We start from the raw sequence: 25,613 nt of genomic DNA on the forward strand, positions 1-25,613 counted from the left end.
TTGATATGAACACTTATTTTATTACCGGAACAGATACTGATGCGGGAAAAACCGTCGCGGCATGTGCTTTTGTTCAATACTTAGTTAAGCAATCGCAGCAAGTTGCGGTAATGAAGCCAGTTGCATCCGGTTGTCACTGGCAAAATGGCCAGTTGGTGAATGAAGATGCACTGAATTTAATGCGTCAATCTAATACTTCCTTTGATTACGAAAGAGTTAATCCCTATACCTTTGAAGCAGCAATTGCTCCTCATATTGCAGCAGCAGACAGTGGCGTGGTCATAAACAAGCGATGCTTGTTGAAAGCAGTGGACTGGTTTCCTAAGCAGTCAATAGACAGTTTGGTAATTGAAGGCGCAGGTGGCTGGCAGTTGCCTCTGGCTCCCGGGTTGCGTATGCCGCAAGTAGTAAAGGAGGTTAATGCGAAAGTTGTGCTGGTGGTTGGGCTAAAACTTGGGTGTCTGAACCATGCGTTGCTCAGCCTGCAATCAATAAAGCAGGAAGGTTGCGAGGTTGCAGGCTGGGTAGCCGTGCAAACCGCGCCGGAGCCTATGCCGCGACAGGCCGAAAATCTGGCGTCGTTACGTGAATTGCTGGGCGAAAAAGAGCTCGCTAATATTCCTTATTTGCCAGGCTGGGAAGAAAAAGATTTGAGCATTTATTTCCATAAGCAAGATTGAAATACGACTAAATAGCCCCACATAACTTAGCAGACTAAGTTCCCCGGAGTACGAGCAATGAAGAGAATTTTGCTGTTTTTAGCGACTAACATGGCCATTTTATTGGTTGTTAGCCTGGTCTTTAATATTGTCATGGCGGTAACTGGCATTGATGCACAAGGGTCAGTGGGTTTACTGGTGTTCTGTGCGTTATTTGGTTTTGGCGGTGCCTTTGTATCGCTCTGGATATCACGCTGGATGGCAATTCGGTCAACTGGAGCCAGAGTCATAGAGAAACCACAGAACCAGTCTGAAGAATGGTTGTTCCGTACCGTTCAGCAACAGGCACAAAAAGCAGGGTTGCCTATGCCTCAGGTTGCGGTCTATCAGTCGCCGGAGCCTAACGCTTTTGCTACCGGGCGCAGTAAAAATGCTTCATTGGTTGCGGTCAGCACCGGGCTACTGCAAAGCATGAATGCTGACGAAGTTGAGGCGGTTCTTGCGCATGAAATTAGTCATATTGCTAATGGCGATATGGTGACACTGACTTTAATCCAGGGTGTGATAAATACTTTTGTGATGTTTTTTGCACGGATTATTGCCAGCGCAATAATGCGCGGAGGTGATAACCAGCGGGGCGGCGGATTCGCTTATTACGGTGTCGTAATGTTGCTGGAAATTGTGTTTGGTGTGTTAGCCAGTACTATTGTTATGTGGTTCTCTCGTCAGCGTGAATTCAGAGCGGATGCCGGGTCTGCTGATTTAGTCGGCAAACAAAAAATGATCGCTGCTTTACGTCGTTTGCAGCAGGGCAAAGAATCTGAACTTGATGGCACTATGCTGGCGTTTGGCATTAAAGGAAAGCGTTCAACTATGTCTAAGTTGTTTATGAGTCACCCACCTTTAGATGAACGAATTCATGCTCTTGAGCAACGGCGTTAGTCGTTGCTTTTCAAGGGATACAGAGGTACATTCTTAACTCTTACTCACCGATAAAGCGGATAAATTTTTGTTATGGCCCAATGGAGTGCGCGCAGTTGGCGCGATAAGCCAATAGAACAACAACCGAAGTATTCAGATCCGTCGCAGTTGCAGGCTGTAGAGCAGCAACTGAGTCAGTTCCCGCCACTGGTGTTCGCGGAAGAGATACGAGCGTTAAGAAATCAATTAAAGAATGTCTGCGTAGGAGAGGGATTCCTGCTGCAGGGCGGCGATTGCGCTGAATCCTTTAGTGACTTCAATGCACCAAAAATTCGTGACACTTTTAAGGTCATTCTGCAGATGGCCATTGTCATGACGTTTGCAGGATCCTGCCCAGTGACAAAAGTTGCACGCATGGCAGGGCAATATGCCAAGCCGCGTTCCAGTGACTTCGAAACCATTGGCGACCTTAGCCTGCCTAGCTATCGTGGTGACATTATTAATGGTTCAGAGTTTGATGAAATGGCTCGTCAACCTGACCCTGAACGTATGATCAAGGCTTATCATCACTCCGCAGCAACCATGAATTTGTTACGTGCGTTTGCGCAGGGCGGTCTGGCAAACTTACACAAAGTACATAAGTGGAATTTAAGCTTTATAGCGTCTAACCCGTTAAAAGAGCGTTATCAGAAAATAGCTGAAGAAATTCAGTCGGCGCTGCGCTTTATGGAAGTATTAGGTATTAACTCAGAAAATAACGCGGCCATTCATGAAACCTCTTTATTTACCTCGCATGAGGCGTTATTGTTGCCTTATGAACAGGCATTGACCCGCACCGACACTTTAACTGGTTTGCCGTACGACTGTTCGGCGCATATGGTCTGGATTGGTGAACGTACTCGTAAGCTGGATCAGGCTCATGTTGAATTTATGCGCGGCATTCACAACCCGGTTGGGGTAAAAGTAGGTCCAACTATGCCAGGGGACGAGCTTATTCAATTAATCGATGCATTGAACCCTGACAACGAACCTGGGCGTTTAACGCTTATTACCCGTATGGGCGCCGATAATCTTGCGAATAAATTGCCCGAGTTAGTGCGTCGTGTAAAACAGGAAGGTCGTAACGTGGTCTGGTCAAGTGACCCCATGCATGGTAATACGATTAAGGCTGATAATGGCTTGAAAACCCGGAATTTTGACGCCATACATAAAGAACTAAGACATTTCTTTGCGATTCATCAAGCTGAGGGCACTTATCCGGGCGGTATCCATCTGGAAATGACCGGTGAAGATGTTACAGAATGTACCGGCGGTGCCTACCGCATAAGTGAAGCGGATTTATCCAGTCGTTATCGCACTCAGTGTGATCCGCGACTGAATGCCGACCAAGTGCTGGAATTAGCGTTTTTAGTCGCAGAATCATTAAAAGCAGCTCGCAACGGTGCGGGTTGATAATCTCATTTAACCGGATATTTAAGAGGTATTTTTTTATATGTCGCAGCAGGTAGAAGTGTTATTTGAAAACTTGTGGCAAGATTATTTATCGCGTACACCTTCAGCAAAAAAGGTGCATCAAATTTTAGGTGAAGGGCATCCGATCGTTAACGATCACGTTGCTTTTCGTACCTTTGATATCAGTCCGGTTGGTTTAGAAGTACTGGCACAACATTTTCTGGACTTAGGTTACAAAGAGGGTGGAGATTACCACTTTGAAGCGAAAAAACTGCGTGCAAAACATTTTGAGCACGAAGACCCTGAGTTGCCAAAGGTATTTATCAGCGAATTAATGACAGCTGAATTTTCTGATGAACTGCAAAGCAAAGTTAAAGGTATGGTGGCTCAGGTTTCGGCTGAAGACACCAAAAAGCCGGACTTTCTTTATTCAGGTACGCACTGGAAAGTCAGCTATGCCGATTACCAGTCACTGCTGGAAGAGAGTGAGTACGCTGCTTGGATGGCAGCATTTGGCTATTGCGCTAACCACTTTACGGTCAGCGTTAACCAGTTGCCGGGCTATAAAACGCTTGAACAGGTAAACCAGAAGTTAAAAGACAATGGTTTCAAACTGAATACGTCTGGCGGCGAAATCAAAGGGTCTCCGGAAGTTTATCTGGAACAATCATCAACTATGGCTGACCGTCATCCAGTTGAGTTTTCTGATAAGACTGTTGAGATCCCTAGTTGCTTCTACGAGTTTGCTAAGCGCTACGAAATTGAAGAGGGCAAACTGTATACCGGCTTTGTTGCAGCGTCGGCGGACAAAATTTTTGAAAGCACCAACGCTAAATAAAGTGTAGCTTCTCAGAATGCTAGAGCGGCATTAATAACGGTGCCGCTCTAAGTTTGTTTTAGCCAGAATTTTTGCGGCTATCTCTTCTACTGAATAATGAGTTGAGTTGATAAAAGGTACTGCTTCCCGACTATAGAGCCTTTCAACTTCAGCGAGTTCAAACCGACACTGCGCCATAGAGGCGTACTGGCTGCCTTCCCGCCTTTGACTTCTAATTTCATGTAAACGCTGTGACGACAAGGTCAATCCAAATAGCTTATGGCGATACTGCTTTAGTTCTTTGGGTAACTGCAGTCGTTCAAAGTCGTCATCGTCGGTTAAAGGGTAGTTGGCAACTTTAATTCCGTATTGCATGGCCAGGTATAAGCTGGTCGGTGTTTTCCCTGTACGCGACACTCCAATTAAAATCAGGTCAGCTTTATCCAGCTGATTTAAGCGTTTGCCATCGTCGTTATCCAGCGCGTAGTTAATTGCATCTATTCTGAAGTTGTAGTTTTTATGCACACCATGGGTACGGTGTGTTTTCGGTTCCGCTTTAACGCCAAGCTCTTTTTCCACCGGCGCAACAAAGTGGTCTAAAAAGTCGTAACAAATGCCTCCACAGTCAGTAATTTTTGCTTTTAGCTTCTCGTTAACGAAAGTATGGAAGATTAAAGGCGGTTCACCACTGTCGGAAACGGCTTTTTTTATAGTTTTACACACCTCATTTGCTTTTTCCTGGTTATCGATAAAAGGCAATGTCTTGTGTTCAAAATTGACCGGAAACATTGACAAAAGCGCATGGCCAAAGGCCTCGGCGGTTAAAGCAGTACCATCTGAAATGTAAAATGCATAGCGCACTGGCAAATCTCTTTTTAAGCGATTGTAGGTTCGATATTAACTTGTTGGGCCACAGCGTGTAAAATAGATGCCACTTCCATGCCGAAAAATCAATTAAGGATTGTGACGTGCAAGAATACGTAGTTTGGTACCAACATCTGGGAATGCAGGACGTAAACCGAGTGGGTGGCAAAAACGCCTCGCTGGGTGAGATGATCAGTAACTTAGCCGGAGCAGGAGTTGAAGTGCCCGGTGGTTTTGCAACAACGGCTGATGCCTATAACCAGTTTCTGGAGCAAAGTGGCTTAAACGATCGTATTCACGATTTGCTCGACACGCTTGATGTTGACGACGTACAGGCCTTGGCTCAGGCGGGCAAAAAAATTCGCCAATGGATTATTGATACGCCTTTTCAATCAGAATTTGAAGCGGCCATTAAAGACGCTTTTGCTGAGTTAAGTAAAAACAACGACGAATTTAGCTTTGCAGTACGCAGTTCAGCGACGGCAGAAGATATGCCGGATGCTTCATTTGCCGGCCAGCAGGAAACCTTCCTGAATGTACGTGGCTTAAGTAGTGTAATGGAAGCCATTAAACACGTGTTTGCTTCATTATTTAACGACCGCGCTATTTCCTATCGCGTTCACCAGGGCTACGACCACCGCGGTGTTGCGTTGTCGGCTGGTATACAACGTATGGTTCGTAGTGACATTGCCTCTTCCGGGGTTATGTTCAGCATCGACACAGAGTCAGGTTTTGATGATGTGGTTTTTATTACCTCATCTTACGGTTTAGGCGAAATGGTTGTGCAAGGCGCGGTTAACCCGGACGAATTCTACGTACATAAACCGACCTTAAAAGCAGGGCGCCCTTCAGTATTGCGCAGAACTCTGGGCAGCAAGAAAATTCAAATGATTTTCTCTGACGACAGAGAACATGGAAAACAGACATTAATAGAAGACATAGAAAAGTCGAAGAGCCTGACCTTCTCGGTAACAGACGAAGAAGTCGAAACACTGGCTAAGCAAGCTCTTATCATTGAAGAGCATTATGGTCGTCCAATGGACATTGAGTGGGCTAAAGACGGCATCGATGGCAAGCTGTATATTGTCCAGGCACGCCCTGAAACGGTTCAGTCAAACCAAAAAGGGCAAGCCATTGAGCGTTTTGCGTTAAAAACTAAAAGCGACGTTGTCTGCACAGGGCGCGCTATTGGTCAGCGTATTGGTCGTGGTGTTGCCCGTGTTCTGAATGACATTAGCGAAATGGATAAAGTGCAGCCGGGCGATGTATTAGTTACCGATATGACCGACCCTGACTGGGAACCAATTATGAAACGTGCGGCGGCTATTGTTACTAACCGCGGTGGTCGTACTTGCCACGCAGCGATTATTGCACGCGAACTGGGCATTCCGGCGGTAGTTGGTTGCGGTGACGCAACTGACCATATCAGTAATGGTCAGGCCGTTACGGTTTCTTGTGCCGAAGGCGACACCGGTTATATCTACCAGGGTGAACTGGACTTTGATATTACCGAGTCACAGATTGATGCCATGCCGGACCTACCGTTAAAAATTATGATGAACGTGGGTAACCCGGACAGAGCCTTCGATTTCGCCAGTTTGCCACATGCTGGTATTGGCCTGGCTCGTCTGGAGTTTATCATTAACCGGATGATAGGCGTTCACCCTAAAGCCTTGCTTAACTATGATCAGCAAAGCGATGAGCTGAGACAGACAATTGATAGCATGATGGCCGGTTACAGCAGCCCTCGCGAATACTACGTTGCCCGTTTGGCCGAAGGTATCTCTACCTTGGGTGCTGCATTTTCACCAGAACGCGTCATTGTGCGTATGTCTGACTTTAAGTCGAACGAATATGCGAACCTTATTGGCGGAAAGCAGTATGAACCTGGCGAAGAAAACCCAATGCTTGGTTTCCGTGGCGCGTCTCGTTATATCTCTGAAGAATTCCGTGACTGCTTTGCACTAGAGTGTGAAGCAATTAAACGCGTTCGTAACGATATGGGTCTGACCAATATCGAAATTATGATCCCGTTTGTCAGAACTCTTGAAGAAGGCCGTAAGGTTATTGAACTTCTGGCCGAGCAGGGGCTGGTTCAGGGCGAAAATGGTCTGCGCGTTATTATGATGTGTGAACTGCCTTCTAACGCTCTGTTGGCTGATGAATTCCTCGATATTTTCGACGGTTTCTCTATTGGTTCTAACGACTTAACCCAGTTAACTCTGGGCTTGGATCGTGATTCTGGTGTTATCGCGCACTTATTTGATGAGCGTAACGAGGCAGTGAAAAAGCTGTTGGCCATGGCTATTCAAACGGCAAAGAAACGCGGTAAATATGTTGGCATCTGTGGTCAGGGGCCGTCGGATCATCCTGATTTTGCCGCCTGGTTGGTTGATCAGGGCATTGATTCGGTGTCGCTGAACCCGGACACCGTTATTGAAACCTGGATGTACCTGGCGGAAAACCTATAAGTATGACTGTATTACCTGAGATTGCTGCTGAGAATGCGTTACCAGATGACTACCGGCACTTTATTGAGCAGGTAAGAAGCTCAGAGTTTGCAGGTGAAATTGACGTGAGTTATTCGGGCCGTTTAATTGCGGCCACGGATAACAGCGTTTACCAAAACCTGCCTCAGGCTGTTTTGTATCCTCTTAATCAAACCGACCTTGTATTGCTGATGAAGCTGGCAGGTCAGGAAAACAATAGCAGTGTGCAGTTTTCCCCTCGTGGTGGTGGCACCGGCACTAATGGTCAGTCTTTAACTTCCGGTATTGTGGTGGACTTAAGTCGTCACATGAATAAAGTACTGGAAGTTAACCCTAAAGAAGGCTGGGTACGAGTGCAGGCGGGGGTAGTCAAAGATCAGCTCAACGATATATTGCGCCCTCATGGCTATTTCTTTTCACCTGACTTATCAACCAGTAATCGCGCGACTCTTGGTGGGATGATCAATACTGACGCATCCGGTCAGGGCTCCTTAGTTTATGGTAAAACCAGCGATCATATTCTTGGTTTAAAAACTGTGCTGCTGGACGGCTCTGTACTTGATAGCGCACCGGTTTCGCTTGAACAGGCGGAAACCGTTGCACGGCAGGATAATCGCATAGCCCGAATTTATAGGCAGATTATTGATACCTGTGTTGGTGAGGCTGAGAGTATTCGTGAGAAATTCCCGCCGCTGAATCGGTTTTTAACCGGTTATGACTTGAAACATGCCTATAACGCCGAAGAGCAAAAGATAGATGTTTCACGAATAATTGCCGGCTCAGAGGGAACCTTAGGGTTTGTCAGTGAAGCCCGGCTGAATATTACTCCTATTCCCAAACACCGGGTGTTGGTGAACGTAAAGTATTCAAATTTCCAGGCTGCTTTAGAGAACTCGCCTTTTTTAGTTGATGCCAAAGCAACCTCTGTAGAGACCGTTGACAGTACCGTACTGAATCTTGCACGTCAGGATATAATCTGGAAGTCGGTTGAGCCGCTGTTATCTGATGTTGAAGGTCAGCGAATGGATGGCATCAACATGGTTGAGTTCACCGGGTTAAATCAGGAAGAAATAGACAGTAAAGTTAACTCTTTAACCCAACGTCTGGATAAGCTGATTAAAAGCAAAGACAGCAAAGGGGTTATTGGCTATCAAGTCTGTGACGATTTGCCCAGTATCCAGCTGATTTATGCTATGCGGAAAAAGTCGGTGGGCTTGCTGGGCGCAACTAAAGGACGCCGTAAGCCCGTTGCTTTTGCTGAAGACACCGCTGTACCGCCAGAGAAACTGGCTGATTTTATTAATGAGTTTCGTGCTCTTTTAGACGCTAACGGACTGCATTACGGCATGTTTGGGCATGCCGATGCCGGAGTCTTGCATGTGCGACCAGCGCTGGACTTGTGCGAACCAGAAGATGAAGTCATGCTCAGACAAATCAGTGATAAAGTTGCCGAGCTGACACAAAAATATGGCGGACTCATGTGGGGCGAACACGGTAAAGGGTATCGCTCGGAGTACGTCCCTGCATTTTTTGGTGAGCATCTCTATACCGAATTGCAGAAAATAAAGGCCAGCTTTGACTCCTTTAACCAGCTAAACCCGGGAAAAATTTGTACGCCGCTTAACACTGATGCCGAACTTATTTCTGTCGATGCCGTTAAGCGCGGATTTTTTGATCGTCAAATACCGGTGGCTACACGCGACAGCTATAAAAATGCGATGGATTGTAACGGTAATGGCTTGTGCTTTAATTACGATCCTAAGTCCGCTATGTGCCCCTCTTATAAGGTAACGAGGGACCGTCGTTATTCTCCTAAAGGACGGGCAGGGCTTTTACGTGAATGGTTACGGTTAACTCACAACGCCGGCTATAACGCGGCTGAAAAGCCAGAAGCATTGGGCTTTGCCAAACGTCAGCTTAACCGGTTTACCGGGAAAAATGACTTCAGCCACGAAGTGAAAGAGTCCATGGACAAATGCCTGGCGTGCAAGGCGTGTACCAACCAATGCCCAGTCAGTGTCGATGTGCCGACGTTCCGCGCTCGTTTTTATGATCATTATTACAGTAAATACGCTCGTCCGTTAAAAGACTATCTGGTCAAAGGTATTGAAAAGACCGCGCCGATAGCGAGTAAGTTTCCCCGGTTGAGTAATGTACTGATTAATAATCCGTTAAGCCGTTTTGTACTCAAATACGGTATTGGCTACGTCGATACGCCGTTATTCTCAACGCCTAATTTAAGGACTGCCTGGCGCCGGAACGGACTTATTGAGTTAACCACAGAGCAGGTGATGAGCCTGACTGAGGATGAGAAGTCAAAAGCGGTGGTTATTGCGCAGGACCCGTTTACAACCTTCTACGAGGCCGATCTGGTTCTGAAACTGGGGCTGCTTATCAGAAATTTAGGTTATACGCCTGTGTTACTGCCGTTTATAGGGCATGGCAAGGCTCAGCACGTAAAAGGCTTTATCAGCGACTTTGAGAAAACCGCCGAAAAAGTGACTGAACAGTTAAAACCTATTTCTGATGCTGGTATTCCATTAATTGGACCTGACAGCTCCACGGCATTGATATTCCGGGACGAGTATCGCAAGGCGAGCGATGGTCAACTGCCCGAAGTTAATGTCATGACGGTTGTAGAATGGCTTAATACTTTGAACTTTGATGATATTAATTCATTTACTACCAGTCACTACGGTCTATTGCTGCACTGTACCGAACAGAGTTTCGTGCCTGAGTCAGCTAAGCAATGGCAAGCCTTATTCCAAAATCTGGGACTAAAACTGGATATTGTTAATGTGGGCTGTTGCGGTATGGCCGGTACATTTGGTCATGAGAAACAGAACCAGGAAGACAGCCAGGGACTTTATCAAATGGGCTGGCAACAAGCGGTTCAGGAGTACGGGAGTAGCGGAGTACTGGTTACTGGATTCTCGTGTCGCTCACAAATAAAACGGGTAGAAAAAAAGCGGGTGAGACACCCGCTTGAGATAATCTTACAAAGCCTGAGTTAACTCAGGCTTTTTATTTGCAGTAACGTTTACTGCTTACCTTTGGCGATAATTTCGCGAGCCATTTCATCAGCTACTGTTCCGGTAGGACGGTCTTCGTCCTGTGCCCGGGCAAAAAGCTGATCTAAGGTATCGTATATACCGCGCACACGTTTTTCTGTTTCTTCCACAGTAAAGTTGGCGGCTTCTGAACAGATGTGAATAACGCCACCGGCATTAATCACGTAGTCCGGAGCATATAGAATACCCATATCTTTAACGACTTTATCGTGCTTAGGGTTAGCTAACTGATTATTCGCGCTGCCGGCAATAATTTTGACTTTAAGTTGCTTTAAAGTCTCGTCATTGATGGTGGCACCTAAAGCGCATGGTGCATAAACGTCAGCGTCTACGGCATAGATTTCATCCAGACCGACAGCTTTCGCGCCCAGTTCTTTAACAGCACGCTCTATGGCTTCTTCGTTAATATCGGTAACAATAAGTTCAGCACCGTCTTCCGCGCAGTACTTGGCGAAATCGTAGCCAACAGCACCCAGACCCTGAATGGCAATTTTAACGCCTTTAAGATCTTCGCTACCTAATTTGTGTTTAGCTGCCGCTTTAAGACCAAGGTAAGTACCCAGTGCCGTATGAGGTGAAGGGTCGCCTGCTTTATCGGCCGTGCCTGCAACATAACTGGTCTCTTTCGCGACCATGCCGATGTCTTCAGTACGAATGTTGACGTCTTCGGCGGTAATGTAACGACCACTTAAAGACTCGATGAAGCGGCCATAAGCACGGAAGAGTTCTTCGCTTTTGATCTTTTTCGCGTCGCCGATGATAACGGCTTTACCGCCACCTAAAGGCAGACCGGCCATTGCACTTTTATAAGTCATACCACGAGACAAACGCAGTACATCGGTGACCGCTTCGGCAGAAGAAGCGTAGTTCCACAAACGAGTACCACCAAGGCTTGGACCTAAAGTTGTATCGTGGATGGCAATAATGGCTTTTAAGCCTGATTCCTGATCATGACAAAACACCACTTGCTCGTGGTGATCAAATTCGGGATGCTCGTATAGAGACATGAGTTTCACTTCCTCATTGCTTAAAAAATTGCGCGAACATTACCATTTAGATAAGGCTCGCGCTACTTTAAGATGCGAATAAATTTAGGTATTTAAACAGGCGTTTATCAACTCTTGTTTACACAGAATCACTTAAGATTCGTCAATGTATAAATAGATGATTCCCTGGTTAATAGCTTCGGCAATGAGCTCACATTCGGCTGGAGATTTTGCCAGTTTAGCTAATTCTTCAGTAGCCTCAGAGCCTTGCAGTTGCGCCAGCCATTCCGCGGTAGGTAAAGCCTCTTGTACAATGTGAAAGGCTTCGCCATTACCGTAAAACTGCGTACTGCTAAGTTTTAAGAAACGGGCGCCCGAGGTTTTTTCTATAAACGCATTTTGCTGCGCGAGCAGAGTCGGAATTTGCTCAGCGGTGGTCGGCAGCTCAGGCTCAGGAAGAGGGCGTTTAGACTGGGAAATAATTTTTGCTAAAAATGAGTCGGTTTCATCGCTTTCTAAAGCGTCTTTTAAAAACTGCTTTAATGCACTTAGCTGCGCTTTTTCAATAACCCATGAAACGTCTTCGCTGCTAAGAGCCGGGTCTTGATAACGCTCCTGCAACGACTCCTGTTGCATCGCAATATCACCTAACTGTAGCAGTAGTTCGGCTTTTGATGGAGCACGAAAACCAACAGAGTAGTTTAAAGATGGTTCCAGTGAGACTCCGTCATGAGGACAACCAGCAGGAATATACAAAACGTCACCGGCAGTCAGGTGTTCATCAATAACAGCGTTGAATTCACCTTTTATCTGGCATAGGTCTTCCGCGGGTTGATACTCCTGCATTGCTTGTCGTTCACCGACCCGCCAATGCCGGGAGCCTGCGCCCTGAATAATAAAAACATCGTATTGATCCAGATGAGGACCGACACCACCGTTTTCGCAGGAAAAACTGACCATGACATCATCGATGCGCCAATCGGGCAGAAAACGAAAAGGGGTTATTAATTCCCCTACGTCTGGTAGCCATTCGTTTACTGACTGCACCAGCAAAGTCCAGTCAGTTTCTCCGAACTTTTCGTAGTCCTCAAATGGGCCGTGAGTCACTAGCCAACCGGACTCAGTATCCGCCCGTGATTCAATAACCCTCGAGTCAGCGCCTTCTTCCATTGCCAGTCCAGCCAGAATTTCAGGGCTGACAGGGTCGGTAAAATCGGCAAAGCCTTGTCGAATAAGGCAAGGCTTTTTCTGCCAGTAGTTCGCTAGAAAATCGTCTTTATCAAACACTAATTTCATAGGAGATCATCAACAAACTGAGTGGCGCGGCCAATATAATTTGCCGGAGTCAGTGCTTTCATTTCGTCTTTAGCGGCTTTAGGTACGTCTAAGGAGTCAATAAATTTAGCCAGATCATCGCTGGTAATGCGCTTACCACGAGTTAGAGTCTTAAGCTTTTCGTATGGCTTTTCAACGCCGTAGCGGCGCATAACGGTTTGCACCGGTTCTGCCATTAATTCCCAATTTTCATCCAGCTCAGCCGCCAGACGGGCTTCGTTAACCTCCAGTTTACTCAAACCTTTTAAGGTAGCCTGGAATGCGATAACAGTATGGGCAACACCCACGCCTAAATTACGTAAAACGGTTGAGTCAGTCAGGTCCCGCTGCCAGCGTGAAATAGGCAGTTTCTGAGCTAAATGCTGCATAACAGCGTTTGCAATACCCAGGTTGCCTTCAGAGTTTTCAAAGTCGATAGGGTTTACTTTATGAGGCATGGTTGATGAGCCAACTTCGCCTTCAACAGTACGCTGTTTAAAGTGGTTCAATGCAATATAGCCCCATACGTCACGATCAAAATCAATGAGTACGGTATTAAAACGAGCTAATGCATCAAAGTATTCAGCAACATAGTCATGCGGCTCAATTTGTGTTGTGTAAGCATTCCAGCTCAAGCCTAATGAAGTAACAAATTGCTCTGAAATGTGGTGCCAGCCTACATTAGGGTAAGCCGCCAGGTGTGCGTTATAGTTACCGACAGCACCATTGATTTTACCCATAACGTCTACAGCTTTAAGCTGTTCCAACTGACGTTGTAAACGCACGGCAACATTTGCAAACTCTTTGCCCATTGTGGTTGGCGTTGCCGGCTGCCCGTGTGTACGAGCCATCATAGGAACGGCTTTGTGTTCTTTCGCCAGTTCTTTAACCCGCTCAACCAACTCCTGCATCATAGGCAGTAATACTTCATCACGGGCTGTGTTCAGCATTAAGCCATGAGAAAGGTTGTTAATGTCTTCGGATGTACAGGCAAAGTGGATGAATTCGGAAACGTTATTCAGCTCTTCATTATTTGCTACTTTTTCTTTCAGAAAGTACTCGACCGCTTTCACGTCGTGGTTGGTGGTACTCTCAATAGCTTTTATGCGTTCAGCGTCGTCTACCGAGAAATTCTCAACAATGGAGTTCAGTATCTGTGTTGCTTCTTTACTTAGCGCAGGTACTTCTTTAATACCGTCAACGTCGGCTAATAATTGTAACCAACGAACCTCAACAGTCACTCGAAATTTAATCAGTCCGTACTCACTGAAAATAGGGCGTAACATTTCTGCTTTTGAGGCGTATCGTCCGTCAACAGGTGACACCGCCGTCAAGGAGGAAAAGGGCAACATAAACTGGCTCTCCGAGGGTTAATTAAATCGTTAATTGTTATTGGTTATGCGACATGCAGCAGTTGCTGCGCTGTATCTAACATTTTATTTCTAGAAAACACGAAATGACGACGCTTGCCGCCTACTTGCTGCCAAAGCACAGCACTGCGAATGCCAGCCAGCAACAAGGTTCTAATATGGTGTTGATTTGAGTCCCGTTTTAAAAACTCCGGGTTACCATTGATGCGAATAGGTTGTCCTAAAGGACTTATCAGCTCACGATAAATTCCGGCCAGACTTTGCTGAATGCGGTAGTTTTCAAACTCAAACTCTTCTTTTTGACGTTTCACCTGGGTAATACGCTCGCCCAGTAAATTGAGTACGTCTGGTTGTTTTAAGAGCCTTCTGGATAAATGAATTAGGCCTATCAGATAACGGGTAACCTCAATGTCTTTATTTTTGTTGCTGCCGGCCTGACGAATAAACGCCTGAATGCCGGGTTTTATGTTGTCCAGTCCGCCGTAAATATCTTCGATACTGTCCGGGTTTTGCTGTAAAAGGCTGTGCACTAAGGTATTGCTAATAGATTCAGGGTAAAGCTCGCCGCTGCGAGCCAGCTTCTGTACGGCCATAGCACTTAACGACATGCCAGCTAAGGCAATTACCCGTTGCTGCCATTCATTCATAGCTTAACCTCAAAATCGGTAATTCGCTGCTCTATTATGCCACCGCCTAAACAAGCATCATCGCTGTAGAATACCGCAGACTGTCCCGGAGTAACTGCTGCAACCGGTTCCCTAAATTGAACCTGGAAGTCACCGTTACTAAGCGGCGTAACCCGGCATGGAATATCCTGCTGGCGGTAGCGTGTTTTCACCGTGCAATCGAAAGCCTCCGATGGGGCATTTCGACTAACCCAATGCAGTTGTCCGGCAATAAGCCCCTGAGAGTATAGACGCGGATGGTTTTTCCCCTGCGCTACAATTAAAACGTTACGTTCGACGTCTTTGTCGACAACATACCAAGGTTCGCCGGAAGTATCGGCCATGCCTCCTATATGCAGACCTTTACGCTGACCCAGCGTGTGGTACATCAGGCCTTCGTGTTCGCCTAATGCTTCACCTTCAACGGACTCAATAGGGCCCGGTTTGGCGGGAAGATACTGCTGCAAAAAGTCTTTAAATTTGCGCTCTCCAATAAAGCAAATGCCGGTTGAGTCCTTTTTATCGGCCGTTACCAGGCCTTGCTCTTCTGCAATTCGACGAACTTCTGGTTTCTCCAGTTCTCCGACCGGGAACAGAGTCTGTGCAATATGTTCATGGCTCAAGGTATACAAAAAGTAGCTTTGATCTTTATTACTGTCTAAACCACGCAGCATTTCCCATTTGCCATCACGCTGTTGACGACGGACATAGTGTCCGGTCGCAATATAATCTGCATCTAATGCTTCAGCGGCAAACTCAAGAAAGGCCTTAAATTTAATTTCTTTGTTGCACATAATATCGGGGTTAGGCGTGCGACCCGCCTTGTATTCTTCCAGAAAATACTCGAACACATTGTCCCAATATTCTGCAGCGAAATTGATTGTATGCAGCTCAATACCCAGCGTTTCACAGACTTTTTCAGCGTCAGCTAAGTCGTCGGAAGCCGCGCAGTATTCGTCAGTATCGTCTTCTTCCCAGTTCTTCATAAACAGGCCTTCTACCTGATAGCCCTGTTGCATAAGAAGGTAAGCTGAAACGGAGGAGTCGACGCCCCCGGACATTCCGACAATGACTTTTTTACTGGCATTTGACATAGGTTGACCCTAACTGACTATAGCTCCTGAATTGGCTGCGCATTCTATCATTTTAGCGCGCACGAGGGTAGCTCAGGAAGTTACCAAACTGGTGGCTCTGAACGCCATTCGCCGGGCTGCATTGTTTTTAACTGAAAAGGGCCGACAGCGGCTCGTATCAGGCGAAGGGTAGGTAACCCGACATGCGCTGTCATACGGCGAACCTGGCGGTTTTTGCCTTCGCGAATTTTAAGGCAAAGCCAGCTGTCAGGAACGCTTTTTCGCTCGCGAACGGGAGGGTTTCGTGGCCATAAGTTCACTGGTTCAGGCATAACGAAGGCTTCAGCAGGGCGGGTCATTCCGTCGTTTAACTCGACACCCTTTCTTAATTGTTCTAACTGCTCTTCGCTTGGGTCACCTTCTACCTGCACCCAGTAGGTTTTCCAGACTTTGTATTTAGGATTAGCAAGGCGAGCCTGATAAACGCCGTCGTTGGTTAGCAACAACAACCCTTCGCTGTCTTTATCAAGACGTCCGGCGGGGTAAACGTCGTTATGGGGAATGAACGGCTTTAAAGTCTGGTCGCCTTCTTCTCCGGTAAACTGAGATAAAACGCCGTAAGGCTTGTTCAGTAAAACCAACTTGGGGTTTGCCGGTCGTTTTGTCTGCGATTTCATGACTGCCTCAGATTGTTCTGTCGATTTAAATTGGATCGTACCAGAGGATACTCTAGTATATCGGGCGCTAGTTTATCTTACTGATCAAAAAAGTGTGGGAATTTCTGTGGATGATAACAAAGTAATAATTGGTGGTTCATTAGTTGAATCGCTTAAAGGAAACTATCAGCTGTCGTTGCGGCAAATTTTTGAGCAGGCATTTAACATTACCAAATCCAATCTGACTCCTTTAATTGGTGGCTTTTTGGCTTTACTGGGTATTAATGTGGTGATGGTACTCATTTTGATGAACGTGTTTTCGATTGAGAGTCTGCAAACATCAATAAAACTTCAGTACTTCTCCAGCATTTTACAAGCTGTCATCAGTGCTCCTTTATTAGGTGGCTTGATGTTAATGGGCATCAAACACAGCGTCGGTATCGGCACAAAAAGCGCAGATGTCTTTAATGGTTTCAATGTAATGTTCCCTTTAATTGCTGTCGCTTTGATAAGCACGTTGCTAAGCATTGTCTCCAGTCAACTCTTTGGCTTGATTCATCCAAACGTTTCTATTTTGGCACAACTTTACATTACGGTTATTTTGATACTCGCTATGCCTTTAGTTATTGAACGAGGAGTGGGTCCGCTAAACGCCTTGTACTATTCAATAAAAATCATCCATTTCAAGCTGCCTAAATTTATTTTGCTATTTTTGATTCTCGCGGGCTTGTTACTTCTGGCTATTATTCCTTTTGGACTAGGCCTTATTTGGATGTTGCCAATGATTTATAACCTCCTGGGAGTGGTCTATCGGGAAGTTATTGGCGTAACGGTTATAGAGAAACCCAACAATAATTCGTCTGAAAATATTTCAGCCTGAGGAATACATGCGATTATTAACCATACTACTATTTATTGTACTGAGCATAGCGGCGTTACTGTTACCGTGGCTTATTAAAGAAACCGAAGTAGAAGCTCCGGAGCAATCGGTCACAGCTCATTTACCGGCCATTCCTGACGTGCCTGTGCAGAGAGATTTACCTGACTTTATGTCGATGACCGATGTTACGGAAAAGAAAGAAGAGTTTTTTCGCTTTCTATTGCCAATGGTAGAAGCCGAAAATATACGTATATTGCATGACAGGGCTTACCTTAAAGCAACTTACGAGCGTTTTAAAAACAATGAGTTAACTGAGGCCGATAAAAAACAGCTTGCGGACTGGATTGAGTATTATCGACTGGAAGACGACATTGCAATTGATGAAAATTTATTTGGTTTACTAAAACGCCGCATGGATATTATTCCGGAAATGATGGTACTTGTTCAGGCTGCAAATGAATCGGGCTGGGGAACATCCAGATTTTCACGTAAAGGACTGAACTTGTTTGGTCAATGGTGTTATTCCAAAGGTTGTGGTTTAGTTCCTACAGGAAGGGATGAAGATGGTCGCCATGAAGTTGCGCGATTTGACTCGGTTAATGCGTCAGTAAAAAGTTATATGCGTAATATTAATACTCATGGCGCTTATCTGGATTTGCGCTTATTACGCGAACAAAAGCGCTTAGATAATGAAGATATACTGGCAAGAGATTTAATAACGGGGTTATCAAGCTATTCTGAACGCGGTGAGCATTACATTGATGAACTACGCGCAATGATTCGTATCAACCGACCTATTGTAAAAAAAGTCAGCGAAGAATTGAAAACGCCGGAAACTCCGCAACCCGAGTAGGGTTAAGCAGGATTATACTGATATAACTTAAGAGAGGCTCAATTCAGAGCCTCTTTTTGTATCTGGGTTAGGCCAAATGTTTTATTGGAATATTACTGGCAAAAACAGGACTTTCTTCAGTCTCAAAGTTTGAAGTAAAGCTTTCTGTATCAAAGGCTTTATCGCCATTTTCATTAGCAACGCCGTCTGCGGTAACGGCCTTAAAATCAAACAGGGCACTGTCGGCTAAATGCGAGGGTACAACGTTTTGCATTGCCGTAAATAAGCTTTCAATTCTGCCCGGAAACTGTTTGTCCCACCCATTAAGCATTTGTTTTATCTGTTTTCTCTGCAGGTTTTCCTGAGAGCCGCATAAGTTACAGGGAATAATAGGAAATTCCATTGCGGTAGAGTATTGCTCTATTTCTTTCTCACGAGCATAGGCTAAAGGGCGAATAACAACATGCTCGCCGTTATCGCTGGCTAATTTGGGTGGCATAGATTTTAACTTGCCACCGTGAAACATATTCAGAAAAAGGGTTTCAATCATATCATCGCGATGATGGCCAAGAGCGATTTTAGTCGCTTTTAGCTCTTTCGCTGTGCGATACAAAATGCCTCGTCTAAGACGAGAGCATAACGAACAGGTTGTTTTTCCTTCGGGAATTTTGTCTTTTACGATGCTGTAGGTGTCTTCTTCAACAATGTTGTAGTCGACACCAAGCTTTTCCAGATAAGCCGGAAGCACATGCTCAGGAAACCCGGGCTGTTTTTGGTCCAGGTTAACCGCAACCAGAGAAAAGCGAACAGGAGCAACTTTTTGCAGATAGAGAAGGGTGTCCAGCAAAGTGTAACTGTCTTTACCGCCCGACAGACACACCATAATATGGTCACCGTCTTCAATCATTCCGAAATCTTGTATGGCTTTTCCCGCATCGCGGCGAATACGTTTCTGTAGCTTATTGAAACTGTATTTATTTTCACTGGCCATAGTGGCTCCTGCAACCTGTGTCATCTGTAAGTTCTGAGGAGCCGGATTATACCTGAGGCATTAAACTCAAGCGAGGGGACTGACAAAGTCTTCTGGTTTAATTGCCAGCACGTCACAATTTAACTGGTCCAGTACGTGTTCAGCTGTGTTACCTAGTAACGCAGCGCTTAACCCTGTGCGGCCAATAGTCCCTAACACCACAAGTTCAGCATCTAATTGTTTTGCCGCCTCGGGAATAACCTGTTCCGGCAAACCTTGCGACAGATCCTGGTAATGGCTGGAAATGCCGTAATCGCGTCCCAGCGCAGCCATGCGGTTAACGTGGTGCTGCTCGAGAGCATCGCTGTATTCGCTGACATCAAATTCAGGAATTTCCACCGCTACGTTAACCGGAGCACTGGGATAAGCGTTGACCAGGTGCACACTTGCATTCAGCACATTGCTCATGGACTGCGCGTGTTCAATAATGCGTCTATTTAACTGCTGGTGATGTTCTTCTTCAGAACCGGTATGAACAGCAGCAATGATCTGCCCATGGCTTGGCCACTCATGTTCTTTAACCAGCAAAACCGGGCAGGGGGCTTTTCGCAGCAGGTGCCAATCGGTTGGTGTAAAAATTAAGTTCTGGAAACTGGCACTGACCTGAGTGCCTTTTATAATAAGGTCGTGTTTGTGCTTTATAGCTTCTTTGATAATGGCTTCAAAAGGTCGGTTATGCCAGACCACATCAATATCAATGCGAACCGCATCTGTATCAAATTCACTCAATACGTCGGTTAACCAGGCTCTTCTGTCCGCTATAAGGTTTGAACGCATAACGTCGCGTTCCTCGCTGGAAAGCATGGTTGTCATTTCGTAAGAAAAGTCATAAATAGACAAAAACAGCGTTAATCTGGCATCGCTCAACCGAGCCATATGTAAAGCACGTTTCAATGCTTTGTGCTGCTCATCGGCAGCGTCTATAACAACTAGAACATGACGGAATGCGTCCATACTGACCTCGTTATTAATCTATATTCACTCTTAAGATTAGACGAAAGCAGAACGCTTTGCAGGCTTTATTAGAAAAAAGGTTTGATTAGGGTCAACATGCTCCATAAAGCATAAATTATGAGCAAAACTCCCATGGCCGTACGTACGCCCTGGGCGCGTAAAAAGCGATGCAGAAACTGGCTGAAATGCCCGGCGGCTACCATGGCTGGTAAGGTTCCCAGACCAAACGCCGCCATGGTTAAGGCACCACCGCTGGCTGAACCACTTAAAGCCGCCCAGCTGAGAGCACTATAAACCATTCCGCAAGGTAACCAGCCCCATAAAGCCCCGGCAAAGAAGGTGGCAAAAATACCCGGCTTGTTTCTGAGTTTTGCGGCCAGAGGCTGTATTTTCTGCCAAATTGGGCGAGCTGACTTTTCCAGATACACCAACCCTGAAAACCATCCGGTAAAATACAGTCCAAGCAAGAGGAGAAAAGCCACAGCTAACCAGCGCAGAATGATTGTTGTATAACCGCCTTCCGGAGCAAACAAGCCGATAGCTCCGCCGACCAAAGCTCCAATAAGCATGTAGGAGCACACCCGGCCTAAGTTATACAGCCAGACATGATAGGGGCGGGTATTAATACCCATAGCGCTGGCAATACCGCCGCACATCATTAAGCAATGCCCGGCGCCGGCAAGCCCCATCAGTAAGGCTGTAACAAGATCAGCGCCTGGGTTTATCGGATTCATCATCAGCTTTATTGGTGTTATCTTCGTCGTCCATCAGAATATTGAGTCCCTGACGTTCGATGTCCTCAAACTGGTCGGAGCGTACCGCCCAGAAAAATACCGCAACAGCAATAATAACGAAAATTATAGCGATGGGAATTAATGCGTAAATTACACTCATTTTCGATACAACCTTAGAGAATTTCCTATTACCAGAAGAGAACTAAGCGACATACCAAGTGCTGCTGCCCAGGGGGCAATCATACCGATAGCAGCTACAGGTAATACAGAAACATTATACACCAATGCCCAAATGAAGTTTTGTTGCATGATCTTGCGTGTTTTAAGTGCGCTCTCTATAACCACTTTAATTTGATTCAGAGATTCAGACATTAGCACAACGTCCGCTGCGGTTTGTGCTAAGTCAGATGCCTGAGAAAACGTCATTGAAAGGTCAGCTTTTGCCAGAACCGGACTGTCATTAATACCGTCACCAATCATCCAGACCGTATGTCCGGCTTCCTGTTGAGCCGTAACAAAAGCAAGCTTTTCTTCTGGTTTCAAGGCACTGTGATATTCCGGTATACCCAGCTCATGAGCCAGTGACTGAACTCTCGATTCACTGTCACCGCTTAGGATAATAGGTTGATAACCGTTGCTTTTTAACCAATTAATGGTTTCAGCGGCATCCTCTCTTATTTGGTCTTCAACTCTGAACTCGGCCAAAACCCGTTCTCTACTGGCAATAACCACCTGGTGCTTGTTAAGAGCTTTAAACTCCGGATGCCACTGCCGAATATAACTTTCACTACCTGCACGATATAACTTCCCGTCAAATTCGCCTTGTAGACCAAATCCCATCTCGTTAGTGACGTTCTGAAACGACGCCGGGGTGTCCGACAGTTGGCTTAACGGAACCGAAAGAGGGTGCTCGGAAAAAAGCTCGAGCCCGCTAACCAATTTATTAACGGTGCTGGAGTCTATGTAATCTTTTCGCTCAACCAGTCGGAATTTGCCTTCAGTTAAAGTACCGGTTTTATCCAGGCAGACTGTATTCAGGTGTTTAACCGACTCAAGAACACCTGAGCCTTTTAATAAAATGCCATCTCGGTTTAGTCGGTGGATAATGCCGGTTAATGCGGTTGGTGCCGCAAGAGACAAAGCGCAAGGGCAGGTTGCAACCAATACCGCTAAAGTAACCCACAGGGCGTGATCTGGCTGGAGCCACCACCAGCTGAAATAAGTAATAACCGCAACGGTTAAAATTGCAGCAATAAAATAGCCCGCAATTTTATCGATAACTTGCTGCGCTTTAGGTTTAACCGCCAAAGCAGAGTCCTGCATCGCAATAATGCCGGCGAGAACCGTTTGCTGAGCGGTTGCTGTGACTTTTATCCGTATTGGAGAGTGTTGGTTAATACTGCCGGCAATAACCGCGTCTCCAAGCTTTTTTGACCTGGGCAGACTTTCTCCGGTCAATAAACTTTCATCAACCTGAGCTTGTTGGTTCAGTAATTCACCGTCTGCAGGAATGGTTTCACCAGCTTTTACCCGAATAATATCGCCGCTTGCAAGTAACTTAATGGCAACCGATTCATAGCCCTCGGGAGTTTCACGGTTAGCCAGTTTAGGCAGCAAGGTCAGACGGTTAGTGGCGAACTTTAATGCCCGTTCTTTTGCCAGCAGTTCCAGAAAACGACCCGTCAACAAGAAGAAAGTAAACATGGAGATGGATTCAAAGTAAACTTCACCCGTGTTGGTTATTGTCGCGTACACACTGGCACTGTATGCACCTAATAAGGCAATACTGACGGGAATGTCCATGTTCAAACGCGATGCCTGTAAAGCTCGTAGGGCACCTGCATAAAAAGGTTGTGCGCTATAGAGAATAACCGGAGTGGCAAAAACCAGACTAATGCTCCAGAGAAAGCGTTGTAGGTCAGGTGATAAATCGCTGACGACGCCGAAATACAGGCCAAAGGCAATCATCATAACCTGCATAGTAGCAATGCCTGCTACGCCTAACCTACGGATATAGCTCTTGCGCTGCCGTGCATATTGTTGCTCGGCTTCATTGGGTTGGAATGGCAGAGCCTTGTATCCAATATTGGCTAAGACTCTTAAAATATCGCTTAATTTTAACTTAGCGGGAGACCAGCTAACCTGCACCCGGCGGCTGGTAACATTAACCACAGCTTTTTGTATACCTTCAAGGCGCAACAGTTCACGTTCAATTAGCCACCCACAGGCGCCACAGGTAATGTTCTCTACGGTCAGGGCTGCTAATTCGGTGTCAGCTCCTTCGTGTCTTACAAACTCTTTTTGTAAGTCAGGATTGTCGTAGAGATCTAAATCATTTAATTCTTCGGGAAGAACAGGGGAGTCCTGTAATTGAGATGTGTCTCGGTGTTCGTAATAAGCGTGCAAGTTGTGCTGAATAATGGTTTGTGCCACAGCCTGACACCCAGCACAACAGACCGGTTTTTCAGAACCTTTGTACTCAACAACAAGGTTAACCCCTTTAGGAACTGGCTGCAGGCAATGAAAACATTCCATTTAATCAGACTCCGTATAATAACGGACGAAGCTTAGTTAATTCAGCTTTAGGCAATTTATACTTTTCGCTTACTTTCCAAACCTCATTAAAAGGTTCTACGGTTATAGTCCAGCTGCCATCAATATCTTCAGGGATATCTGCCCGATAGGTACCATCGGAAGCAACCGTCAACATGCGGGTAAAATCTTTTTCGTCTTGCGTAGCGTGAATAAAAAACACTCGTAGAGCAGACAGCTCTTCCGGCTGACCCGATGCATATTTAAGAGTAAACAAGCCTTTGTCAGCAGTAAACTCAAAAGAGATATTGCGACGTTGTGCTTCCTCAACGTGTTCGATAATTGCGTTTATGGTTTTGCCGCGTTTGTAGTAGTCATCAACCACCATGGAAACGCCGCCCTGAGATACGGACAGATAAATAATAACGCCACAGACGATCATAACAGTAACGGGGAGGGAAATAAGAAACCATGGCCAGAACTGCTTATACCAGGGTTGAATCATAATGAGACCTCATACAAAAAGCCCCGCCGTAGCGGGGCTGTGTTTACTACATTTTATTCTTCGTTAGACAAGCTGTAGACATAAGCTGAAATAACGTGAATTTTATCCTCACCCAGAATGTTTTTCCACTTGGGCATAACGCCGTTACGACCATGCTTCAGAGTTTCTTCAATTTTATTAATTGAACCACCGTAAAGCCAGACGTCATCAGTTAAGTTTGGCGCGCCGAGCTGCTGGTTACCTTTGCCATCAGCTCCGTGACACGCACTACAAACTGCGAAGTTTGCTTTGCCAGCTTCGACTAAATCGGCATCACGTTCACGACCACTTAAGCTGGCGACATAGTTCGCTAGTTCATTAATTTCTTTATCGCTGAACTGCTCACCAAATGCTGGCATATTGCCCTGACGTCCTTCACGCAAGGTGGTTTTTATATTGCTTGGTTCACCACCATATAGCCAGTCGTCGTCGGTCAGGTTAGGGAAGCCTTGACCACCCATAGCGTTCGAGCCATGACACTGCGCACAGTTTTGCAGGAACAAACGTTGACCAACATCTAGCGCATCTTCATTTTTTGCCAGCTCTTCAATTGGCTGCTCTGCAAATGCCGCAAAAATAGGGCCATACTTTTCTTCCGCAGCACGAACGGCACGGTCATACTCAACAATCATCCCTTTTTCATGGGCTTCTTCCATTGCCTGGCGAGACTCTTCTAAGGACTGAATATCCTGATTTGAGCTTTTCCAGCCAAGCAGCCCGTTAAAGTTCCCAAGCCCTGGGTATAGAGCCAGGTATATAAAGCCCCATACAAAGCAGGCCCAGAACAAATAGGTCCACCATTTAGGAAGAGGGTTGTTTAATTCTACAATCCCATCGAATTCGTGGTCCATTTCCTGACCTTCTTCGATGTGAGTGTAATTTTTCATGTTCCAGCGCAATAGCCAAATTAATACCACTAAGGTGGCCAGCGTTAAAACAATTATCCATGCACTCCAGAAGCTACTCATCTTTCTTCGACTCCGGTTTGTCGCTGTTATCTATTGATGACTCGTCCTCAAATATAGAATTAGCCGCATCATCAAATTGCTTTTTCGTACGGCGACTGAACGCCCAGGCCACGATGGCAATAAAAATTGCCAGTATGATCAGGCTGAACACGCCGCGCCAAGTTCCGTAATCCATTACTTATCAGCCTGCTGTAGCGTTGTGCCAAGCGATTGTAAGTAAGCGATAAGAGCCTCCATTTCAGTTTTACCCTGAACGGCTTCTTTTGCATCGGCGATGTCCTCGTCTTCGTAAGGAACGCCCAATGTACGCATAACTTCCATCTTCTTAGCTGTGTATTCACCCGTTAGCGTGTTTTCTGCAAGCCAAGGGAAAGCTGGCATATTAGATTCAGGAACCACATTACGAGGGTTCATTAAATGAACGTGATGCCATTCATCGCTATAACGGTCACCCACACGTGCCAGATCAGGACCCGTACGCTTAGAACCCCAAAGGTGAGGGAATTCCCAAACGTGCTCGCCAGCTAATGAATAGTGTCCGTAACGTTCCGTTTCTGCACGGAATGGACGAATCATCTGGCTGTGGCAGTTGTTACAACCTTCGCGCATATAAATATCGCGACCTTCAAGCTCTAGCGCGGTGTATGGCTGCAAACCTTTTATGGGTTCATTGGTCTGGTTTTGAAAAATCAGGGGAGTAATTTCTACTAACCCACCGATAGAAACCGCAATGATCATTAAAATTGACAACCAACCTAAGTTCTTTTCAACAAATTCGTGTTTAAAACGACTCATTATTCTC

Annotated in this window: 24 protein-coding genes; 8 read left to right on the forward strand and 16 right to left on the reverse strand. The window is 45.9% G+C overall.

Features of this window, described 5'->3' with window-relative positions; all coding sequences use genetic code 11:
* The first annotated feature begins 5 nt into the window (after positions 1–5).
* From bioD to ACN0RF_RS02780, 4 genes are all read left to right on the forward strand, one after another.
* Complete coding sequence (bioD, locus tag ACN0RF_RS02765; protein ID WP_417437982.1) at positions 6–680, forward strand: dethiobiotin synthase; 675 nt, start codon at positions 6–8, stop codon at positions 678–680.
* A 57-nt stretch (positions 681–737) separates the two neighbouring features.
* On the forward strand, positions 738–1,601 hold the full coding sequence (gene htpX, locus ACN0RF_RS02770; protein WP_417437983.1) for a protease HtpX: 864 nt from the start codon (positions 738–740) through the stop codon (positions 1,599–1,601).
* 72 nt (positions 1,602–1,673) lie between these two features.
* Entirely contained in the window at positions 1,674–3,032 is a 1,359-nt protein-coding gene (locus ACN0RF_RS02775) for a class II 3-deoxy-7-phosphoheptulonate synthase (protein ID WP_114981305.1), read from the forward strand.
* A 40-nt stretch (positions 3,033–3,072) separates the two neighbouring features.
* Positions 3,073–3,870: a DUF1338 domain-containing protein gene (locus tag ACN0RF_RS02780; protein WP_417437984.1), complete on the forward strand. Its 798-nt coding sequence runs from the start codon at positions 3,073–3,075 to the stop codon at positions 3,868–3,870.
* Between the two features lie 30 nt (positions 3,871–3,900).
* Here ACN0RF_RS02780 and ACN0RF_RS02785 read toward each other — a convergent pair whose 3' ends face one another.
* Entirely contained in the window at positions 3,901–4,710 is an 810-nt protein-coding gene (locus tag ACN0RF_RS02785) for a pyruvate, water dikinase regulatory protein (RefSeq protein WP_034823150.1), read from the reverse strand.
* A gap of 107 nt (positions 4,711–4,817) precedes the next feature.
* Between ACN0RF_RS02785 and ppsA the strand changes: the two genes are divergently transcribed.
* Positions 4,818–7,184 (forward strand): phosphoenolpyruvate synthase, encoded by a 2,367-nt coding sequence (gene ppsA / locus ACN0RF_RS02790; protein ID WP_417437985.1) that lies wholly within the window; start codon positions 4,818–4,820, stop codon positions 7,182–7,184.
* A 2-nt stretch (positions 7,185–7,186) separates the two neighbouring features.
* Positions 7,187–10,216 (forward strand): FAD-binding and (Fe-S)-binding domain-containing protein, encoded by a 3,030-nt coding sequence (locus tag ACN0RF_RS02795; RefSeq protein ID WP_417437986.1) that lies wholly within the window; start codon positions 7,187–7,189, stop codon positions 10,214–10,216.
* Between the two features lie 26 nt (positions 10,217–10,242).
* Here the strand turns inward: ACN0RF_RS02795 and ACN0RF_RS02800 are convergent, their stop codons facing one another.
* From ACN0RF_RS02800 to ACN0RF_RS02825, 6 genes are all read right to left on the reverse strand, one after another.
* Positions 10,243–11,280 carry a Glu/Leu/Phe/Val dehydrogenase dimerization domain-containing protein gene (locus ACN0RF_RS02800; protein ID WP_417437987.1) on the reverse strand — a complete coding sequence of 346 codons (1,038 nt, stop codon included), beginning with the start codon at positions 11,278–11,280 and terminating at the stop codon, positions 10,243–10,245.
* A 132-nt stretch (positions 11,281–11,412) separates the two neighbouring features.
* A complete protein-coding gene (locus ACN0RF_RS02805) occupies positions 11,413–12,555 on the reverse strand; it encodes a cupin domain-containing protein (RefSeq protein ID WP_417437988.1) in 1,143 nt (380 codons plus the stop codon).
* Positions 12,552–13,922, reverse strand: a complete 1,371-nt coding sequence (gene purB, locus ACN0RF_RS02810; protein WP_417438322.1) for an adenylosuccinate lyase — start codon at positions 13,920–13,922, stop codon at positions 12,552–12,554. Before purB ends, ACN0RF_RS02805 begins: the two co-directional genes overlap by 4 nt.
* A gap of 47 nt (positions 13,923–13,969) precedes the next feature.
* Positions 13,970–14,590, reverse strand: a complete 621-nt coding sequence (hflD, locus tag ACN0RF_RS02815; RefSeq protein ID WP_342487741.1) for a high frequency lysogenization protein HflD — start codon at positions 14,588–14,590, stop codon at positions 13,970–13,972.
* On the reverse strand, positions 14,587–15,702 hold the full coding sequence (gene mnmA, locus ACN0RF_RS02820) for a tRNA 2-thiouridine(34) synthase MnmA (protein ID WP_417437989.1): 1,116 nt from the start codon (positions 15,700–15,702) through the stop codon (positions 14,587–14,589). Before mnmA ends, hflD begins: the two co-directional genes overlap by 4 nt.
* Before the next feature lie 80 nt (positions 15,703–15,782).
* Positions 15,783–16,358, reverse strand: a complete 576-nt coding sequence (locus tag ACN0RF_RS02825; RefSeq protein WP_417437990.1) for a pseudouridine synthase — start codon at positions 16,356–16,358, stop codon at positions 15,783–15,785.
* On the opposite strand from ACN0RF_RS02825, the gene ACN0RF_RS02830 reads away from it, so the two are divergent.
* Positions 16,357–17,217, forward strand: coding sequence for a hypothetical protein (locus ACN0RF_RS02830; protein WP_417437991.1), 861 nt, complete (start codon positions 16,357–16,359; stop codon positions 17,215–17,217). The genes ACN0RF_RS02825 and ACN0RF_RS02830 overlap by 2 nt on opposite strands.
* A gap of 7 nt (positions 17,218–17,224) precedes the next feature.
* Positions 17,225–18,070, forward strand: coding sequence for a glucosaminidase domain-containing protein (locus tag ACN0RF_RS02835; protein ID WP_417437992.1), 846 nt, complete (start codon positions 17,225–17,227; stop codon positions 18,068–18,070).
* 67 nt (positions 18,071–18,137) lie between these two features.
* On the opposite strand, the gene ttcA is transcribed toward ACN0RF_RS02835, so the two are convergent.
* The 9 genes from ttcA to ccoO form a co-directional block, all read right to left on the reverse strand.
* Positions 18,138–19,040 carry a tRNA 2-thiocytidine(32) synthetase TtcA gene (gene ttcA / locus ACN0RF_RS02840; RefSeq protein ID WP_417437993.1) on the reverse strand — a complete coding sequence of 301 codons (903 nt, stop codon included), beginning with the start codon at positions 19,038–19,040 and terminating at the stop codon, positions 18,138–18,140.
* Positions 19,041–19,106: 66 nt separating this feature from the next.
* Positions 19,107–20,033: a universal stress protein UspE gene (gene uspE / locus ACN0RF_RS02845; protein ID WP_417437994.1), complete on the reverse strand. Its 927-nt coding sequence runs from the start codon at positions 20,031–20,033 to the stop codon at positions 19,107–19,109.
* Positions 20,034–20,101: 68 nt separating this feature from the next.
* Positions 20,102–20,770 carry a sulfite exporter TauE/SafE family protein gene (locus ACN0RF_RS02850; protein ID WP_235598930.1) on the reverse strand — a complete coding sequence of 223 codons (669 nt, stop codon included), beginning with the start codon at positions 20,768–20,770 and terminating at the stop codon, positions 20,102–20,104.
* Complete coding sequence (gene ccoS / locus ACN0RF_RS02855; protein WP_034820965.1) at positions 20,742–20,927, reverse strand: cbb3-type cytochrome oxidase assembly protein CcoS; 186 nt, start codon at positions 20,925–20,927, stop codon at positions 20,742–20,744. Before ccoS ends, ACN0RF_RS02850 begins: the two co-directional genes overlap by 29 nt.
* Entirely contained in the window at positions 20,924–23,302 is a 2,379-nt protein-coding gene (locus ACN0RF_RS02860; RefSeq protein WP_417437995.1) for a heavy metal translocating P-type ATPase, read from the reverse strand. The genes ccoS and ACN0RF_RS02860 overlap by 4 nt, the downstream gene beginning before the upstream one ends.
* Positions 23,303–23,306: 4 nt before the next feature.
* A complete protein-coding gene (locus ACN0RF_RS02865; protein ID WP_417437996.1) occupies positions 23,307–23,804 on the reverse strand; it encodes a FixH family protein in 498 nt (165 codons plus the stop codon).
* A 53-nt stretch (positions 23,805–23,857) separates the two neighbouring features.
* Entirely contained in the window at positions 23,858–24,811 is a 954-nt protein-coding gene (ccoP, locus tag ACN0RF_RS02870; protein ID WP_417437997.1) for a cytochrome-c oxidase, cbb3-type subunit III, read from the reverse strand.
* Complete coding sequence (locus ACN0RF_RS02875) at positions 24,804–24,986, reverse strand: cbb3-type cytochrome oxidase subunit 3 (RefSeq protein ID WP_011234545.1); 183 nt, start codon at positions 24,984–24,986, stop codon at positions 24,804–24,806. The genes ccoP and ACN0RF_RS02875 overlap by 8 nt, the downstream gene beginning before the upstream one ends.
* Positions 24,986–25,606, reverse strand: coding sequence for a cytochrome-c oxidase, cbb3-type subunit II (ccoO, locus tag ACN0RF_RS02880; RefSeq protein WP_417437998.1), 621 nt, complete (start codon positions 25,604–25,606; stop codon positions 24,986–24,988). The genes ACN0RF_RS02875 and ccoO overlap by 1 nt, the downstream gene beginning before the upstream one ends.
* Positions 25,607–25,613 lie beyond the last annotated feature (7 nt).

This window comes from Idiomarina sp., from assembly GCF_048260185.1.
Taxonomy (GTDB): domain Bacteria; phylum Pseudomonadota; class Gammaproteobacteria; order Enterobacterales; family Alteromonadaceae; genus Idiomarina.

What these genes read in the sequence shown, in the direction of transcription:
- bioD (WP_417437982.1), top strand. Translation starts at nt 6, where the DNA reads ATGAACACTTATTTTATTACCGGAACAGATACTGATGCGGGAAAAACC.
- htpX (WP_417437983.1), top strand. Translation starts at nt 738, where the DNA reads ATGAAGAGAATTTTGCTGTTTTTAGCGACTAACATGGCCATTTTATTG.
- ACN0RF_RS02775 (WP_114981305.1), top strand. Translation starts at nt 1,674, where the DNA reads ATGGCCCAATGGAGTGCGCGCAGTTGGCGCGATAAGCCAATAGAACAA.
- ACN0RF_RS02780 (WP_417437984.1), top strand. Translation starts at nt 3,073, where the DNA reads ATGTCGCAGCAGGTAGAAGTGTTATTTGAAAACTTGTGGCAAGATTAT.
- ACN0RF_RS02795 (WP_417437986.1), top strand. Translation starts at nt 7,187, where the DNA reads ATGACTGTATTACCTGAGATTGCTGCTGAGAATGCGTTACCAGATGAC.
- ACN0RF_RS02800 (WP_417437987.1), bottom strand. Translation starts at nt 11,280, where the DNA reads ATGTCTCTATACGAGCATCCCGAATTTGATCACCACGAGCAAGTGGTG.
- ACN0RF_RS02805 (WP_417437988.1), bottom strand. Translation starts at nt 12,555, where the DNA reads ATGAAATTAGTGTTTGATAAAGACGATTTTCTAGCGAACTACTGGCAG.
- hflD (WP_342487741.1), bottom strand. Translation starts at nt 14,590, where the DNA reads ATGAATGAATGGCAGCAACGGGTAATTGCCTTAGCTGGCATGTCGTTA.
- mnmA (WP_417437989.1), bottom strand. Translation starts at nt 15,702, where the DNA reads ATGTCAAATGCCAGTAAAAAAGTCATTGTCGGAATGTCCGGGGGCGTC.
- ACN0RF_RS02830 (WP_417437991.1), top strand. Translation starts at nt 16,357, where the DNA reads ATGACTGCCTCAGATTGTTCTGTCGATTTAAATTGGATCGTACCAGAG.
- ACN0RF_RS02825 (WP_417437990.1), bottom strand. Translation starts at nt 16,358, where the DNA reads ATGAAATCGCAGACAAAACGACCGGCAAACCCCAAGTTGGTTTTACTG.
- ACN0RF_RS02835 (WP_417437992.1), top strand. Translation starts at nt 17,225, where the DNA reads ATGCGATTATTAACCATACTACTATTTATTGTACTGAGCATAGCGGCG.
- ttcA (WP_417437993.1), bottom strand. Translation starts at nt 19,040, where the DNA reads ATGGCCAGTGAAAATAAATACAGTTTCAATAAGCTACAGAAACGTATT.
- uspE (WP_417437994.1), bottom strand. Translation starts at nt 20,033, where the DNA reads ATGGACGCATTCCGTCATGTTCTAGTTGTTATAGACGCTGCCGATGAG.
- ACN0RF_RS02850 (WP_235598930.1), bottom strand. Translation starts at nt 20,770, where the DNA reads ATGATGAATCCGATAAACCCAGGCGCTGATCTTGTTACAGCCTTACTG.
- ccoS (WP_034820965.1), bottom strand. Translation starts at nt 20,927, where the DNA reads ATGAGTGTAATTTACGCATTAATTCCCATCGCTATAATTTTCGTTATT.
- ACN0RF_RS02860 (WP_417437995.1), bottom strand. Translation starts at nt 23,302, where the DNA reads ATGGAATGTTTTCATTGCCTGCAGCCAGTTCCTAAAGGGGTTAACCTT.
- ACN0RF_RS02865 (WP_417437996.1), bottom strand. Translation starts at nt 23,804, where the DNA reads ATGATTCAACCCTGGTATAAGCAGTTCTGGCCATGGTTTCTTATTTCC.
- ccoP (WP_417437997.1), bottom strand. Translation starts at nt 24,811, where the DNA reads ATGAGTAGCTTCTGGAGTGCATGGATAATTGTTTTAACGCTGGCCACC.
- ACN0RF_RS02875 (WP_011234545.1), bottom strand. Translation starts at nt 24,986, where the DNA reads ATGGATTACGGAACTTGGCGCGGCGTGTTCAGCCTGATCATACTGGCA.
- ccoO (WP_417437998.1), bottom strand. Translation starts at nt 25,606, where the DNA reads ATGAGTCGTTTTAAACACGAATTTGTTGAAAAGAACTTAGGTTGGTTG.